Source organism: Wolbachia endosymbiont of Onchocerca gibsoni (assembly GCF_029169405.1).
In the GTDB taxonomy this organism is placed as follows: domain Bacteria; phylum Pseudomonadota; class Alphaproteobacteria; order Rickettsiales; family Anaplasmataceae; genus Wolbachia.
In genome coordinates, this window is the sequence record NZ_JABUMP010000001.1 from 254,732 (window position 1) to 270,587 (window position 15,856).

A 15,856-nucleotide genomic window follows, 5' to 3' on the forward strand; every position below is an offset into this window, starting at 1 on the left:
TCTAATTTGTTATTCTATATATATATATAGAATAATCTTGTGTTTTTGTGAAGATAGTTTTATTCCATCTATCAAGGAGTATTAAGTTGAAATATGTATCACCTTTATAAGGCTTATGAATTTCTGTTATAATAAACTCTGAGATTAGATTATGCCTTAAGAAAAGATGTGCTATCTGTGCTCCACCGATCATGTAGATTTTAGAATTGTTCTGAGTTGATAGAAATTCTTGCATAGAAGAGATAACTGTACATTTTATATCTCTATTAAAACACGAATTTAACTTATTACGAGAAAAAATAATGGGAGTGCGACCTTGTAATATGCTTTTAGGTATTGTTTCAAATGTTTTTCTTCCCATAACAATGACTTGTTTGTTGGTTACCTGATGGAAATGCTTTAACTCACTTGGATAATACCAAGGCAACTTGTTATTTATCCCAATTACTCCATTTGGATCAACAGCCATAATTCCGATAGCCATTATTTTTGTAAGGCAGCTTGAGCTACAAAAAACTGCATGTGATCGCGTACATTATGTACTCGAAGGAAATCAACTTTGTTGTATAATGCGGATGATACAGAAATTGTTTCTAAATCTCGATTAAAGGCAGGCTCTGTGGAAAAAGAAGAAATGAATGATTTTCTGGAATGACCTACTAGGACTTTGCAGCAGCCAAAACTTTGCAATGTTTCTATATTCCGTAAAAGCCAGATATTTTGATATAGAGATTTTCCAAAGCCAATACCAGGATCAATGATTATCGAATTTTTATCAAAACCAAAGGTAAGTAACTTGTTAATGTTCTTTTCTGCCCAACGATTTATGGTGTTGATGGGGTCAGTATCACTTGGAATAATATTATCCTTGTGTGGTGGTATAGAGAGTGAATGCATGATGACTATACTACATCCGCTACTTGCAATTGTTTTTAAGGTATTATCGTTTAGATTTCCTTTCACATCATTTATCCAAGTAATACTATAGTGTTCTAAAACATTTAAAATAACATCCGGACAGAAACTATCAATGCTAACTTTCATATCATTAGCTTTCATATAATGACTGAGATTATCAAGTACCGGCTTTAAGCGTGCATATTCTACTTTCGAAGGCTGTATAGAAGATCCAGGCCTTGTTGATTGAGCACCAAGATCAACTATGCTTGCACCATCTGATATCAATTTTAGTGCCTGTTTAGTTGCTTGATCAGAATCATAATAAAGGCCACCATCTGAAAATGAATCGGGAGTAATGTTAACAATTCCTACAAATTTTGGTGAAAGCGTAAAGCTTTTTAAAAAGCAATCCTTAGTATTAAGCTTGTTATAAGCAACAGTATCAAATATTTTGCTAATTACTGGAATATTATCCATAGGACTTAGCATTGCCATTAGGTGAAGCAAAAATGGCCTATTCATTAATTCTGGATGAGGAATTGTAAGATACGGTGTATTGAGTATTAGGTTATCCCATAACAAAATATCTAAATCAATAACACGAGGTGCCCATTTTTCATGGACCTGTGTACGACCAATGTCATATTCGATTTGCTTGAGTCCTCTTAGTAGCTCTTTAGGAGAAACAAGACAACTTCCATATACAACCATATTGAGAAATGGCTTGTTCCACTCATCTGGAGCACCATTTGGTAAAATGGCCTTAGTTTCTAAAATAATTGAAGATTTTAAATCTTTTAAATAGCGCTTTTTTAGTAGCTGAGTAGCCTTTTGTAAATTAGAAAGGCGATCCCTTAAATTTGAGCCAATAGAAATGTAAATCATCAGTTGTTCTCCTGTTTTTGCAGTGCATTGCAATAAGTGAAGACAACACCTCCGTGTACATCGGGAATAGGTGGTACAACTTTGTGAGTGATTACTTTTATAGAAGAAATAATATGCTTTTTCTGCATCACGAGGTTACTAATAGTTATGTATACATCATGAGTAAAATGCTCGATTAAATTGAATTGCTTGCTTTGAGCAAGAGATTTAATGTTCTGTACTACTTCTAAATAGCAGATAGTATCTTCAAGTCGGTCAGTGATAAGTCCTAAAGGAGGAGATTTAAAGATAAAATCAACACTAATGCTTACCAGTTGGAGATTAAACTTTTCTTCCATACTATGCCCTAAATGAATCCAAAGCCGTAGATCCTGGACAAAAAGGTTACATAAAGGTTGTTTCATACTTTATCTCTATCTTTATATTTTGCTATTCTCTCCTGCATTCTCTTGAAGACCACTAAAAACAATATAGATAGAAATTTTATTCCCTTTTTAGGGCTTTGTACAACTTTTTCTTGTTTTTCTTTGTTTAAATCTACGATAAAGTTTGCATATTCATCAGTATGCCATTCATCAGTGGCTGTATGAATAGTGAAAAATTGAAGAGAATATTTATCACTTATTGAATAGTACTTTTTCAGATCTTCAATTTTAGACTTAGAAACCTTTGGAGCTTGGTGTTCATAAGCATGAAGAACTCTAAGACATATTGTAAAGTCATAAAGATCAGGCCATGTAACACCAAACCTTTTAGCAAAACATTGCCGTAACTCTAGGTGATTTTCATCATCTTGCTTTTCTTTTATTAAATTGTTAAACAAAATCTGTTGCATTTTTAGATTCTGATACAAAGAATGTACATTATTGCTGATGTAATAAAGAAATGCAGCAACATGATATAATGTAAACTTGTAAGATTCAAAACTCAATTTCCCTTTCATGATTGGTAAAACTGCTTAACTCTCTATCAAGTAATTGAACAAACGTTACCATAACTCTTTGAATTAAACAAAGCTATTCTAGTTTATTTATAAACTTATTAATGTCAAGAGATATAAGCACCTATAAACTACCTAAAAGATATAGATAGTTGTTACTTAGACACTTCCAAATTTATCATTCTATGCCACTGACCTTCATCTAAAATTTCTATACCTAACTCTACTGCTTTTTTGTATTTAGATCTTGGATTTTCTCCTATAATTAGGTAGTCAGTTTTAGTAGAGAGATTTGAGCTGATTTTCGCTCCTAGAGCTTTGGCTCTTACTTTTGCCTCTTCTCTACTCATGGTAAGTAGCTTACCAGTAAATACTATAATTTTATTGTTCAAAGTAGAATTGCTAGAATTAGAAGTAACAGGAAGGATTTGGAAATAGGAGATTAGATCATTTACCATTTTGATATTATATTTCTTGGAAAAAAATGATTTCAAAGACTCTACTGCTTTTTCTCCTATTCCATCTATACCTATCAACTCATCACTAGAAGGCTTGTCTGTTTTCTTCTCTGTAGCACCTATACCTATTTCAGCACCACTTGATGACAGTTTGATCATTGAGTTGTACCAGGTCTCATAAGAGACATAATAATTTGCAAGCAATCTTGCTGCAACTTGTCCAATAAATCTAATACCCAAAGAGAATATAAATCTATCTAGAGTTACTACTTTTCTGCTTCGTATAGAATTTAATAAATTAGTTAGCGATTTCTTACCCCAGCCAGACTGACCTTTCAGATTAAATTTATTTAATTTTTCTTCTAGGGCAAAAATATCTGGAATTTGCTTTACTAGGCCAAGGTTATAAAAAAGCTTTATCTGCTTTTCACCAAAGCCAACAATGTCAAACGCATCTTTTGATACAAAATGCTTCAGTTTTTCTATTACTTGAGCTCTACAGGTAAACTCTTCAGGACATCTTACTGCTACTCTCTCAATCTGTAACTTACTACCACATTCAGGGCATTTTTTAGGAAACACAAATTCAGGCATATCTACATGACGAGAACTTCTATCTACTCTAGCAATTTGAGGGATCACGTCTCCTGCTCTTTTGATTGTTACGACATCTCCTTCTCTTATATCTTTACGTTTTATCTCATCTTGGTTATGCAGGCTTGCCCTACTAACTAGCACTCCACCGATATTAACTGGTACTAAACTTGCAACTGGAGTTAAAATTCCTGTCCTACCTACCTGTATAAATATTTTTTTCAATTTTGTCTTTGCATAAACTGCAGAAAATTTATATGCAAGTGCTGAACGCGGTGCTTTATTGGTTCTTCCTAGACGATTTTGCAGTACCAAATCGTTAACTTTATAAACTATTCCATCAATATCATAATCCAAGTTATAGCGACAATCGTAGATCTCATTATAAAATTTTAACATTCCATCCAAACTACTTGTTAAAGATCGATGTTCATTTACACAAAAACCAAGTGCTTCAAGCCTTTCTAGTACTTCACTTTGGCTTTTTTCTACTCCACCGATTAAAGAATAAGCAAAATATCTAAGAGGTCTACTTGCTGTAACGTTTGCATCTAACTGCTTTAGAGAACCAGCAGCTGCATTTCGAGGGTTGGCAAATTCATTATTTTTATTTAGTCTTAAAAAGTCACTGTTACTAATGTATATTTCACCTCTCACTTCTAACCTGCCTTGTACACCTTGCAAAAATTTAGGGAAGCTTTTTATTGTTGCAACGTTGTGAGTGACATCTTCTCCTACGAAGCCGTTACCTCGAGTTGCAGCCTTAACAAATTTCCCATCTTCATAAACTACAGAAAATGATAATCCGTCAATTTTTGGCTCACATAATATTTTTATTTCATTCTCGATTAAAAACCTCTTTACCTTAGATAAAAATCTCTCTACACCTTGCTCGCCATAGGCATTTTCTAGAGAAAGCATAGGTTCTTGATGTTTTATCTTGGAAAATCTCTCATCAGGTGCGGCACCAACACTCTCTCGTATTGTATAAATTTCTGGAAGTTGTACTTCTATTTTAGTTACTTTTTGCTTTAGCTTGTCGTATTCAGCATCAGTGATTTCTGGCTTATTTTTTTGATGGTATAAAACATCATGATAATTTACCTGAATTTGCAATTCAGCAAGCTCTCGTCTCAAATTTTTTAAATTAATCATATTTAAACTACTCTTTAAATATTAAAACTAGTGTACAAAAATGTGTCATATTAGGTTTTCGTCAGCTGTAAATTTTCATGTGTTTAATGTATGGTAGAAATAAAATGCTAGAGAATCAAGAAAAACCGCAAATACTAAAAGTAGATAAGAAAAATAGATTTATTTGCAACTAATGGTCAGAATTACTTATTATAACTTTAGGGCTATATAAAATTTTGTATGATTATATTAATAACTAATGATGATGGTTTTGAAAGTGAAGGAATAAAATTACTCAAAGAGGTTGCAAGAGATCTTGCTTCAGAAATATGGGTAGTGGCACCAGATACTAACAGGAGTGGAGCAGCAAGGTCTCTTGACTACCCAATAAGGCAATCTATTAGAGTAAATCGACATGGCGAAAAGGAGTTCAGTGTGTCTGGTACCCCGGCGGATTGTGTTATCATTGCACTGAATAAGATTATGGATAAAAAACCAGATTTAGTACTGTCTGGAGTAAATATTGGATCAAACGTTGGAGATGATGTTTGTTATTCAGGAACAATTGGTGCTGTAATGGAAAGCGCTGCAAGATCTATACCTTCTATTGCATTAAGTCAAGTATATTATCATAATGGGATAGATTGGTATAATACAAAGGTTTTTGCGCCAAAAGTTACTGCTAAATTAGTCGAAATTGGCTGGCCTAAAAATATAGCAATGAGTGTAAATTTTCCTGCTACAGAAAAAGTGAAAGGGGTAGAATTTGCCGAACAAGGCGAATATAATATTGATGGAGATTTGACTTTTACTGAAAATTCAGATGGTTCTTTAAGTTTAGATTGGTCTCGAGAGTATTCAGGTAGTGGTAGTGTAGGTAAAATCAAAGAAGGATTTATTACTATTACGCCAATAAAACTAGATTTTACAGATTACGATACATTGAATATTATGAAAAATTCTTATGCGAATAAATTTTTCCTTAGTTAATTAAAAAACATTTGCAAATCTTTTGTTAGCCAAATAGTATGTACCTACTAGGTGTAATAGCTTCCTGCTTCGCACCTTTTTAGGTGCGAGTGAAGTGATAGGTTGTATCACTAAGTAACTGTTCATTGGGCTTCAGTTATAAAGAGCAGGGTTAAAAACTGCTCAACAAACTCTTCTATTCTCTTTATTATAAGAATAAGATTATTTAATTATCTTCAATCTATATAAATTGAGCAACGAAAGTATTATATAGCTGGTATCTTACGTTTAATTTTGTGTGCTATGTGTACTTTATGTCTTCATTAAGTTTCAGGATTTTACTATATAAGTTGAAGCACACCTATAAAGCATTTAAGGCAGTATAGAACATCACCTTATAGGGTAAGAAAAAATAACTAGCTATTACGGGGTTTCTTTTGTCTTCTTTCTCTGCTTAGTAAATTTCTTAATATTTATAGTTGAAAATTGTATAAATATTACAATCATAAAATCAATTCCTACTAATGAGAAGTCATTTTAGCACTTCTATTACGTCATCCCAGTTGTTCTTATGGAATCATCTAAGTAGCTGATGATGACATCTAGTATGAAAAGTTATTATATTTATATATTTTATAAATAAACACAATAAAATTCTACACAACGGAGTTTGGGAACATAAGAACAGGGTTATTTTCAGCTTTACATTAAAGTATGATGTGTGGAAATTAGTTTCCTTTAAGGAATTTCAAAACGTGAACTCGGCTTTTAATAGAGAAAATTACTAAAAAGCTGGAAAAGAGAATTAAAAATTGATTTAATTGTGAAAGGAAAACTATACCTGTGAATGTACATTACATTACCTTAATCATATGTCTCATTTAGGGATTAGTCAGTAACTACTTTATTTCTGCCACTATTTTTTGCTTTATATAAATACCTGTCAGCACGTACTATAAATTTTTTGATATTATCAAGGTCAGATTTTTGCATTTCTGTAATTCCAATACTTACAGTTACATTGTGAGTTTTATTTTTTTCTGAAAACGTAAAAGGTTCTATAGCAATGATTTTACGTATCCTCTCAGCAACAACATACGCATCTGATGTGCTAGCATCTGGCATTACAACAATAAATTCCTCGCCACCAAACCTAACTAGCAAATCTGTTACTCTTATGTTTTTAGAAATTCTTTTTTGTATTTGCTTTAAAAGTTCATCGCCAGCACTATGTCCGAAATTGTCATTCACTACCTTGAAATAGTCTATATCAAGTATCATAAGGGATAGCCTTTTATTCTTTTCTACAGAGTTCTTCACAAGGTTTCTTAAGTGTGTATCAAAATATCTCCTGTTGTAACAGTTAGTTAATGGGTCCTTTATAGACATTTCCACATTATTGAATAAGTTCATTCTTAAAGCATCTTGATACCTCTTGTGTTTCACTTGTAAATTAATTCTTGCTATCAATTCACTTTCATCTAAAGGCACTGTTAAGTAATCATTAGCACCAACGTCCAGCGCTTTTACTAAGTTGCTTTTATCGTAATCTTCAGAAAGAATCAGAATAGGTGTATAACGTGTTTCTACTTTACTGCGAAACTCGGAACATAAACGTAGGCCATTGGTTCTCGAAAATTGCATGTCCGAAATGATTAGATCATAATTATCTTTAATACTAACCTTTAATGCTTCAGTTGGATCATTTAGTATTTTAATCAACCTAAAGCGTTGTTTCAGTACATTATATATCTGCTCTGCCTGAAAGATATCCTCATCTATAACAAGTATGTTAGCATCAGAAATCAGGTTGGAATAACCCATGATACTACTTCCTTCTACCAGATTAATTTTAGCATTAGTTTCTCCCTCTTAAACGCAATTCATCTATTATTATCTTTAGGCGTGTAAGAGACTTAATTCGTGCAGACAGAGCAATTTCATCTATTGGTTTAGTTAGAAAGTCATCTGCACCAGCATTAATACCTTTCACTCTATCGTGAGTATTATGCAGTGTAGTTACCATAATTATTGGAATATGAGTTGTTAAGGGATCCCTCTTTAGTTTCTTGCAAACTTCAAAGCCATTTATTTTCGGCATCATGATATTAAGCAATATAATATCTGGTTGTTGCTTTGCTACTAAGTCTATAGCTTCTTTACCATCATGAGCTACAATAACTGCATAGTACTCAGCTTTTATTTGAGATTCTAAAAGCTGAACATTGGATAGTATGTCATCGACTACCAGTATCTTCGCTGTCATTATCTTTGGATATATTATCTATATTGTAACTAGGATAAAACTTGCCATTTTTACCAACTATGTAATTTACTTTTTCAGTATCATGCTTTTTATAATATAAGTCTTCGATTCCAGTATTTTTTAACAAGTTTCTAGTTCTTGACTTTATAATTATAAAGTATCTATATATACTTCTAATAAAACTAATAAATACAGGTACTTTGCTTTTATCAAGAACAATTATACCCACTAAAGCTACAACTAAAATTTCTGGAAGACCTATGCTAAACATTTTTCCTATGAGACAAGTACTTTAATTCTTTTAATTATAAATATTAATCTGCTTAAATCAAGTTTAGAAGCAACCATTTCATCTAAGAAGCTATTGTAACGTTCTATGTAACCTATATCATCACGGGCCCAAGTTTGAACCTTATTTTCACAGTCATTAGTAAATTTTATAACTTTAATAGCTAACTTATAGTGATAATTGCTTAAATCATCCAATAAATCATTGATTAAGCTACGATCCCAATAAGAAGAACGATTTTTCATCTTAATGGCAATTGTTCTAATCAGATCGAATCTTAGTAGTGATTTTAGCTCAAAGTATATTTTGCCAACATCAAGAATAGATAAAGATGTTTGCTCAGAAATGAGTATAATGTCCAATGCATAGGCTAAAATGCATAAGTCAGCAACTTTCTTAGCTAGATCTTTGTCTATATTAAGTTCTATTAAAGAAACGGATCCGTAACGATAGTTTTCCAACAGATGTTCATCTAAAACATGAGTTAAGTTCTGGCTTAAAGTTTCAATTGCATTCTTAAACTTTGTGACATCATCCAAATCTATAAAGCTAAGTTTATCTAGATTTTTTACTAACCAAAATGATACCCTGCCAATGAACTTTTGCACACTTCTTACCACTTGCAAGTATGAGTTAACATCAATCTTTTCATCTAATTCATCAATTTTTCGCCATAAGCTACTTANGCCATATAGGTGATTGACAATAATATATAAATTAACTGCTTCGTACACCTTAATTCCAGTTTTTTCAACTAGATTATTAATAAATATACACCCCATCCTATTCACTACATCATTCGCAATGCAAGTAGAAATAATTTCTCTGCGTAATTGGTGTTTCAATATGAAATTCCTGAATTCTGTTACTATCTTTTGTGGAAAATAACTTAGTAAGTAATCATGACAAAAGGAATCCTTTTCAGGCAGGTCAGAGTGTATAATTTCACTTTTTATTGCTGTTCTAGTATAAGACATGAGAATAGCAAGTTGAGGAGAGCTAAAGCCCTCTGCTCCAGTCAACATTTTTGCTATTTCCTCATCAGCTGGAAGGAATTCTATGCTTCTTTCTAACAATCCAGATTTTTCCAAATTGAGCAATAACCTATGGTGCTGTTCCAACCTTTCCTTAGCTTGCAAGCATTCAAGGAGTAATGCTTTTGTTTCAATTCTGTTATGGTCTTCAAGTACTTTAGATGCAACTTCATCTATCATGCTAGCCAGTATTTCATTTCTTTTTTTCAAAGAAATACCACCTTCTTTCATAATTGAAACAAATGCAATTTTGATGTTAACTTCAAGGTCGGAACATATTACTCCTGCTGAATTATCAATAAAATCTGCATTGATGTATCCACCCCTTTTAGCATATTCTATTCTTCCAAGCTGTGTACAACCAAGATTACCACCTTCTATGAACATAGAAGCTCTAATATCTCTGCCATTTACTCTTAATTCATCATTTGTTTTATCACCAACTACGTCATGGCTTTCACTTTTTGCTTTAACAAACGTACCAATTCCTCCATTCCATATCAAATCTACCTCTGCCTTTAACAAATATCGGATTAAGCTGTTTGGGGATAATACATTTTCTGTTATACCAAAGCATTTTTTCATTTCTTGAGAAACGTTTATCTGTTTACTGCTACGCTCAAACACTCCTCCACCTTGAGAGATCAAACCTTTGTTATAATCCATCCAAGTTGAAAATGGTAACTTAAAAAGACGCTTACGCTCTGTGAAACTATTTTTTACATCAGGGTTTGGATCGATGAAAATGTGCATATGGTTGAATGCGCCGATTAAACGCATATTTCTTGAAAGCAGCATGCCATTTCCAAATAGATCGCCAGCCATATCTCCAATCCCAATAACAGACACATCTTGATAAATACTTTTGTTCATCTTCCAAAAATGTCTTTGTGCTGCAATCCACGCACCTCTGGCCGTGATACCCATCTTTTTATGATCATAACCAGCTGATCCACCAGATGCAAATGCATCACCAAGCCAAAAATGATATTCAGAGGCTATTTGGNNTTAGCATAATCAGAAAATGAAGCAGTACCTTTATCTGCCGCAACTACTAAGTATGGATCATCTTCATCATACCTAATCACATTTTTTGGTGGAATTATTTTATCATCAACTATATTATCAGTAATATCAAGCATTCCTCTGATAAAATCCTTATAACACTCAATACCTTTTTTTCTTAAAGTATTTCTGTCTTTATAGACTTTCTTTATTACAAAACCACCTTTTGCACCAACAGGAACAATAACTGCATTTTTTGTCATCTGAGCTTTCATAAGCCCTAAAACTTCAGTGCGAAAATCCTCTGTTCTATCTGACCATCTTAAACCACCACGTGCTAATTTTCCTCCTCTTAAATGGATTCCCTCAAAGAGGTTTGAGTAAACATATAATTCACGGTATGGGCGCGGATTAGGTAAACTGTTTATTTTGTTTGAATCAAACTTTGTAGATAAGTAAGGTTTATCGTTCTGATAATAACTGGTTCTCAAAATAGACATTATCAAGTTAAATATAGAACGTAAAACATAATCATGTGAAACATTGCTGACTTCCTTTAGAAGTTCTTCAATTTTTTCTTTGAAGATATTAGTAGTTTCTACTCTATCGATATCTATGTTAGGGTCAAATCTTACATGAAACAGTTGTATCAAATACTTTACTATTTTTGGATGCTCTGAGACCACTTTTTGAATATATCCAGGGTTATAGTTAAATGATATTTGCTTTAGGTAAGCGCTTAATGCTCTAATTAGAAGCACTTCTTTCCACTTCAGCCCAGCAATAATAATTAAACTATTAAAATAGTCATTTTTGATTTCTCTACTGAATACTTTTGTAAGCGTCACCTCGAACTGCTCTTTTAGAGTGATATTATTTATTAATTCATCGACTCTTGATAACACAAAATGGTGTATCCACATTCCATCATTAATTTCTATGTAATAACTATTATGAGATAGGATCTTTGTTCCCAAATTCTTAGTAATTTTCAATATTTTCGATAATTCAAGTCCCCCGTTGCTTGGAGTGTAAACCTTTAATTGATAATTAAGATTGTCATGAGTAAGCCTTAGATCAACCTCACTTATTCCTTTCCTTCTTACTATTTCCAATTTCTTCATATCATAGTATGCACTGTGAGGTTCAAAACTCTCCTGATAGCTTATTGGAAATGCTTTGCAGTAACGGATGAATATATCCTCGACAGTATTGAAAGTGCTATATAGATTATCTATAAAACGATCTTCCCACTTTTCTGTGATGTTTCTTAATTTGTTTTCGATGTGCAAAACTTTATCGTCAAGGACACTAACATTTTTAGTCTTTAGGACTACATGTAATTTCATTAAATCATATTCATTGATAATGTGGTTGTTGTAAATATCTGAACTTTCCGCACTTGTCTCATTTTTCAATATATCACGTATCTTGAACATTAACCTGGCACTAGCATATCGCATTGGTATTAGTATTATACAACTAATAAAATTCCCTACTTTTCTTAAAAAGAGTTTAACTCTTGGCCTAATTGCAAGAGACATAATTGAAGTACAAATCTTAAATAACTCGTCCTCATTTAACTGGAATAATTCATCACAAGAGAATGCTTGTAAAATAGAAACTAAAGCCTTATTATTGTGCCCACCAGGCACAAATCCTGTTTTTTTCTCTATTGCTTTGACTTTACTTTTTACTATCGGAATAGTGCGAATGTCTTGAACCTCTGTTACTGAAGTAAATAACCCAAAAAAATATCGCTCTTTTACCACGTTACCATGATCATCTAATTCTTTCATTCCTATACAATTCATGTATGTACGTCGATGAACTATTGAGATCAGATCTGACCTTACTATGTACAAATTCAAATTCTCAGAAGAAACAGAAGAACTTTGATATTCTTTGCTTACTCTCATTAAACCAAGATTTTTCTCATCACTAGAAACAAGTTTGCCATCTTTATCAGCAATGCGCTCTTGGTAACCTAAAAATAAAAAATTATTATTTTGCAACCAATTTAGAAAATCTACAACTTGATTAGCAGTGTGTGACGGTTGAATATGGACCTTGATACCTGTTGCCTGAACGGGAGAACAAAGTTCATTTTTCACTTCATCTATCTTCTGGAGCATCAGAAGCCAATCTTTTACAACACAATTAACCGCTTTCAGTGTTTTTCGTAGAGATTCTTTTAGAGTGTTAATAAAACTATCACTTATACCCTTAATAATTACGTATATTACTGACTCCTTTACACCATTATTCTCTTCTAAATCGTAAATCTCATCAATCAGTCCACTTTTTCTTTTAATATTAATTATACTATTACTATAATAACATATAGTTAAATTGTGCGATTTAATAGTAGCAACAATAGAATCAACTAGAAAAGGCATGTCGTCACTTGTTATTTTAACTACAGTAAAATTGCCTTTTATTCCTGGTATATCATTTACATTATTTATCTTCAATTTGCTTTTTTCTTTTTCCTTTTTGAGGATGAAGTTGTATGCGTCTTTTGCAATGTACAAAAGGAACCCATTATTAACCTTTAAATCACTATTGTAAATAAAACTATAAAAGTATTTTATAAATTCTTTAATTTTTTCTTTTTCTTTTTTGTTCTCTTGATTAATCAGCTTGAATAAAGATTCAGTGTCAACATTATTATCTATATACATTTTTTTATGCAACACACAGTCACTTTAAACCTTTTTAATTAAGATTTCATTATTAAGAGCGTATACTATTAGCTCACTACCTTCTGTTACTTCTTCCGATAAAAGTAGCTTAGCTAGATTATTTTGAATACATTCCTGTATTACTCTTTTTAGAGGTCTTGCTCCATATTCAGGGTCATAGCCAGTTTGTGCTATTAGTTCTTTAGCCTCCTGTGACAAACTTATACTTAGTTTAAGCTTAGCAAGTGTTTTTTGTAAATGAGAAAATTGAACATCTATTATTTGATAAATGTCGTCCTTGGTTAAACTATGGAATATAATAATTTCATCCAGTCTGTTTAAAAATTCTGGACGAAATGCTAACTTAACTATTTGCATCACTTCACTTTTTATAGAGTCAGCAACTCCCTTTAGCATTATCTCAGCGCCAAGGTTAGAAGTTAAAATTAGTATAGTATTGCGAAAATCAATCAATTTGCCATGGCTATCGGTTAGCCTACCTTCATCTAAAACCTGTAACAATAGGTTAAATATGTCCGGATTTGCCTTCTCTATTTCATCAAATAGAATTACTTGATATGGTCTTCTTCTCACTGCTTCGGTCAATCTTCCGCCTTGTTCATAGCCAACGTATCCTGGAGGTGCACCAATTAGCTTCGAGATGGAGTGTTTTTCCATATACTCAGACATATCAAAGCGTAGGGGTGTTCCTTGGTTGTCAAATAAGAACTCAGCAAGAACTTTCGCTAGTTCAGTTTTTCCAACTCCAGTTGGGCCCAAAAATAAAAATGAACCAAAGGGACGATTAGTATCCTGTACGCCAGAGCGAGAGCGCCTAACCGCATTACTTATTGCTTCTATTGCATCTTTTTGTCCTACCACCTTTTTCCCTATTTCATTTTCCATGCTAAGAAGCTTTTCTTTTTCACTGTGCATCATACTATCAACTGGAATACCTGTCCATTTCGAAACAATATTTGCAATGTCGTTCTCAGCAACTTCTTTTTTTAGGAAACTATCAGTAACTTTCTCCTGATCTTTCAACTCATTTTCAAGCTGAGGAATTATACCATACATCAACTCTCCTGCCCTCCCTAAATTTCCACTGCGCTGAGCCAATTCCAACTCTTTTCTAGCGCTATCTAATTTTCCAGCTGTCTCTTGTATTCTAGCTATTTTACTCTTTTCCATCTGCCATTTGCTGTTCAAATCAGCAAATTTGCTGTTTAGGTTTTCAATTTCTTCATTTATTTTCTTTAAACGCTGCTTAGAGTTTTCATCGTGTTCTCTTTTTAGAGCTTCTGACTCAATTTTCAACTGTATTATTTTCCTCTCAAGTTCGTCAATTACTTCAGGCTTGCTATCCATTTCAATCCTTACTCTGCTTGCTGCTTCATCAATTAAGTCAATCGCCTTATCAGGTAAAAACCTGTCTGTTATATATCTATTGGACAACGTTGCAGCAGCAATTATTGCACCATCTGTAATTCTTATACCATGATGCACTTCATACTTTTCTTTTAAACCTCTGAGTATTGAAATAGTATTAGCTTCAGTTGGTTGAGAGATAAACACAGGCTGAAAACGTCTTGCAAGTGCAGGATCTTTCTCTATGTACTCACGATACTCATCTAACGTTGTAGCTCCTATACAGCGAATTTCTCCACGTGCAAGAGCAGGCTTCAGTAAATTTGAAGCATCCATTGCACCACTTGTTGCTCCTGCTCCGGCTAAAGTATGAAGCTCATCTATAAACAAAATAACTTTCTCATCCGTTTTCAAAAGCTCATTAATAACTGCTTTTAGTCTTTCTTCAAACTCTCCTCTAAATTTTGTTCCAGCAATTAATGCGCCAAGATCTAAGGCTAAGACCTTTGCATCGCGTAAACCAAGTGGCACATCGTTTGTAACAATTCTATTTGCTAGTCCCTCAACTATCGCAGTTTTCCCAACACCAGGCTCACCTATTAGCACTGGATTATTCTTTGTTCGCCTAAGCGATACCTGTATAGTTCTTCTAATTTCATCATCACGACCAATTACAGGATCAAGCTTGCCTTGCATAGCAAGCTCTGTAACATCCTTTGTATATTTTTTTGCTACAGTCAATTTTCCCCTTATTCTTGACGCGCCTGTACTGTTATCTCTCCTTGTTTCTGTAATAACTGAGTTCAATTTCTGCTGTGTAACACCGTTTTCTGTTAGAATTTTACCCACAGTATCACTTCTCTGTGCAGCTAAACTCTGCAGTAATTGCTCAACAGTAACAAATGTATCTTTATTCCTCCTAGCAATACTTACTGAATCCTCAAAAACTCTTGCCATTTCTCTTGAAAGTTGAAGGCCACTGCTTCCTGGACCTTCAACTACTGGGAACTTTTTTAGTGCACTATTTATAGCATCAGAAATACTCTGTATATCCCCACCACAAGCTACTATTAAATCCTGAACTAAATCTGATTCATCTTCAAGCATTGCTTTTAGTAGATGCTCAGGCATAAAAATTTGATGTCCAGCTCCTAACGCTTTCATTTGAGCACTTTGGATTAAACTCTTTGCTTTTTCGGTAAATTTATTCAAATCCATAATGTAAGTTTAGCTAATATTTACTAATATATATAGTAACTCCTTCCTTAATTTTAAACTGAAAGCAGCTGACTAGGTAAAAATTTATCCTAATGTACGCAACTTAAACTTT

At 33.0% G+C, this 15,856-nt stretch carries 8 protein-coding genes and 2 pseudogenes; 1 reads left to right on the forward strand and 9 read right to left on the reverse strand.

Annotated features, from left to right (window positions below):
- Position 1: 1 nt before the first annotated feature.
- The 5 genes from HSX44_RS00960 to ligA all read right to left on the reverse strand — a co-directional run bounded on the left by HSX44_RS00960 (position 2) and on the right by ligA (position 4,932).
- On the reverse strand, positions 2-487 hold the full coding sequence (locus tag HSX44_RS00960) for a dihydrofolate reductase (protein ID WP_275602400.1): 486 nt from the start codon (positions 485-487) through the stop codon (positions 2-4).
- The gene (gene folP / locus HSX44_RS00965) at positions 484-1,785 is read right to left on the reverse strand and encodes a dihydropteroate synthase (protein WP_275601918.1); all 1,302 of its coding nucleotides are present in this window, start codon (positions 1,783-1,785) and stop codon (positions 484-486) included. Before folP ends, HSX44_RS00960 begins: the two co-directional genes overlap by 4 nt.
- A complete protein-coding gene (locus HSX44_RS00970; RefSeq protein ID WP_275601919.1) occupies positions 1,785-2,189 on the reverse strand; it encodes a dihydroneopterin aldolase in 405 nt (134 codons plus the stop codon). The genes folP and HSX44_RS00970 overlap by 1 nt, the downstream gene beginning before the upstream one ends.
- Complete coding sequence (locus tag HSX44_RS00975; RefSeq protein ID WP_275601920.1) at positions 2,186-2,728, reverse strand: iron-containing redox enzyme family protein; 543 nt, start codon at positions 2,726-2,728, stop codon at positions 2,186-2,188. The genes HSX44_RS00970 and HSX44_RS00975 overlap by 4 nt, the downstream gene beginning before the upstream one ends.
- Positions 2,729-2,880: 152 nt before the next feature.
- Complete coding sequence (gene ligA, locus HSX44_RS00980; RefSeq protein WP_275601921.1) at positions 2,881-4,932, reverse strand: NAD-dependent DNA ligase LigA; 2,052 nt, start codon at positions 4,930-4,932, stop codon at positions 2,881-2,883.
- A 219-nt stretch (positions 4,933-5,151) separates the two neighbouring features.
- Here ligA and surE point away from each other — a divergent pair, with 219 nt between their 5' ends.
- Positions 5,152-5,901: a 5'/3'-nucleotidase SurE gene (gene surE / locus HSX44_RS00985; RefSeq protein ID WP_275601922.1), complete on the forward strand. Its 750-nt coding sequence runs from the start codon at positions 5,152-5,154 to the stop codon at positions 5,899-5,901.
- Positions 5,902-6,768: 867 nt separating this feature from the next.
- On the opposite strand, the pseudogene HSX44_RS00990 reads toward surE, so the two are convergent.
- The 4 genes and pseudogenes from HSX44_RS00990 to clpB all read right to left on the reverse strand — a co-directional run bounded on the left by HSX44_RS00990 (position 6,769) and on the right by clpB (position 15,744).
- Positions 6,769-8,146 (reverse strand): annotated as a pseudogene (locus HSX44_RS00990) (PleD family two-component system response regulator).
- Entirely contained in the window at positions 8,118-8,417 is a 300-nt protein-coding gene (tatB, locus tag HSX44_RS00995; protein ID WP_275601923.1) for a Sec-independent protein translocase subunit TatB, read from the reverse strand. Before tatB ends, HSX44_RS00990 begins: the two are co-directional and overlap by 29 nt.
- A gap of 5 nt (positions 8,418-8,422) precedes the next feature.
- A pseudogene (locus tag HSX44_RS04020) lies at positions 8,423-13,158 on the reverse strand (NAD-glutamate dehydrogenase).
- Positions 13,159-13,182: 24 nt separating this feature from the next.
- The gene (gene clpB, locus HSX44_RS01005; protein ID WP_275601924.1) at positions 13,183-15,744 is read right to left on the reverse strand and encodes an ATP-dependent chaperone ClpB; all 2,562 of its coding nucleotides are present in this window, start codon (positions 15,742-15,744) and stop codon (positions 13,183-13,185) included.
- Between the last annotated feature and the right edge of the window lie 112 nt (positions 15,745-15,856).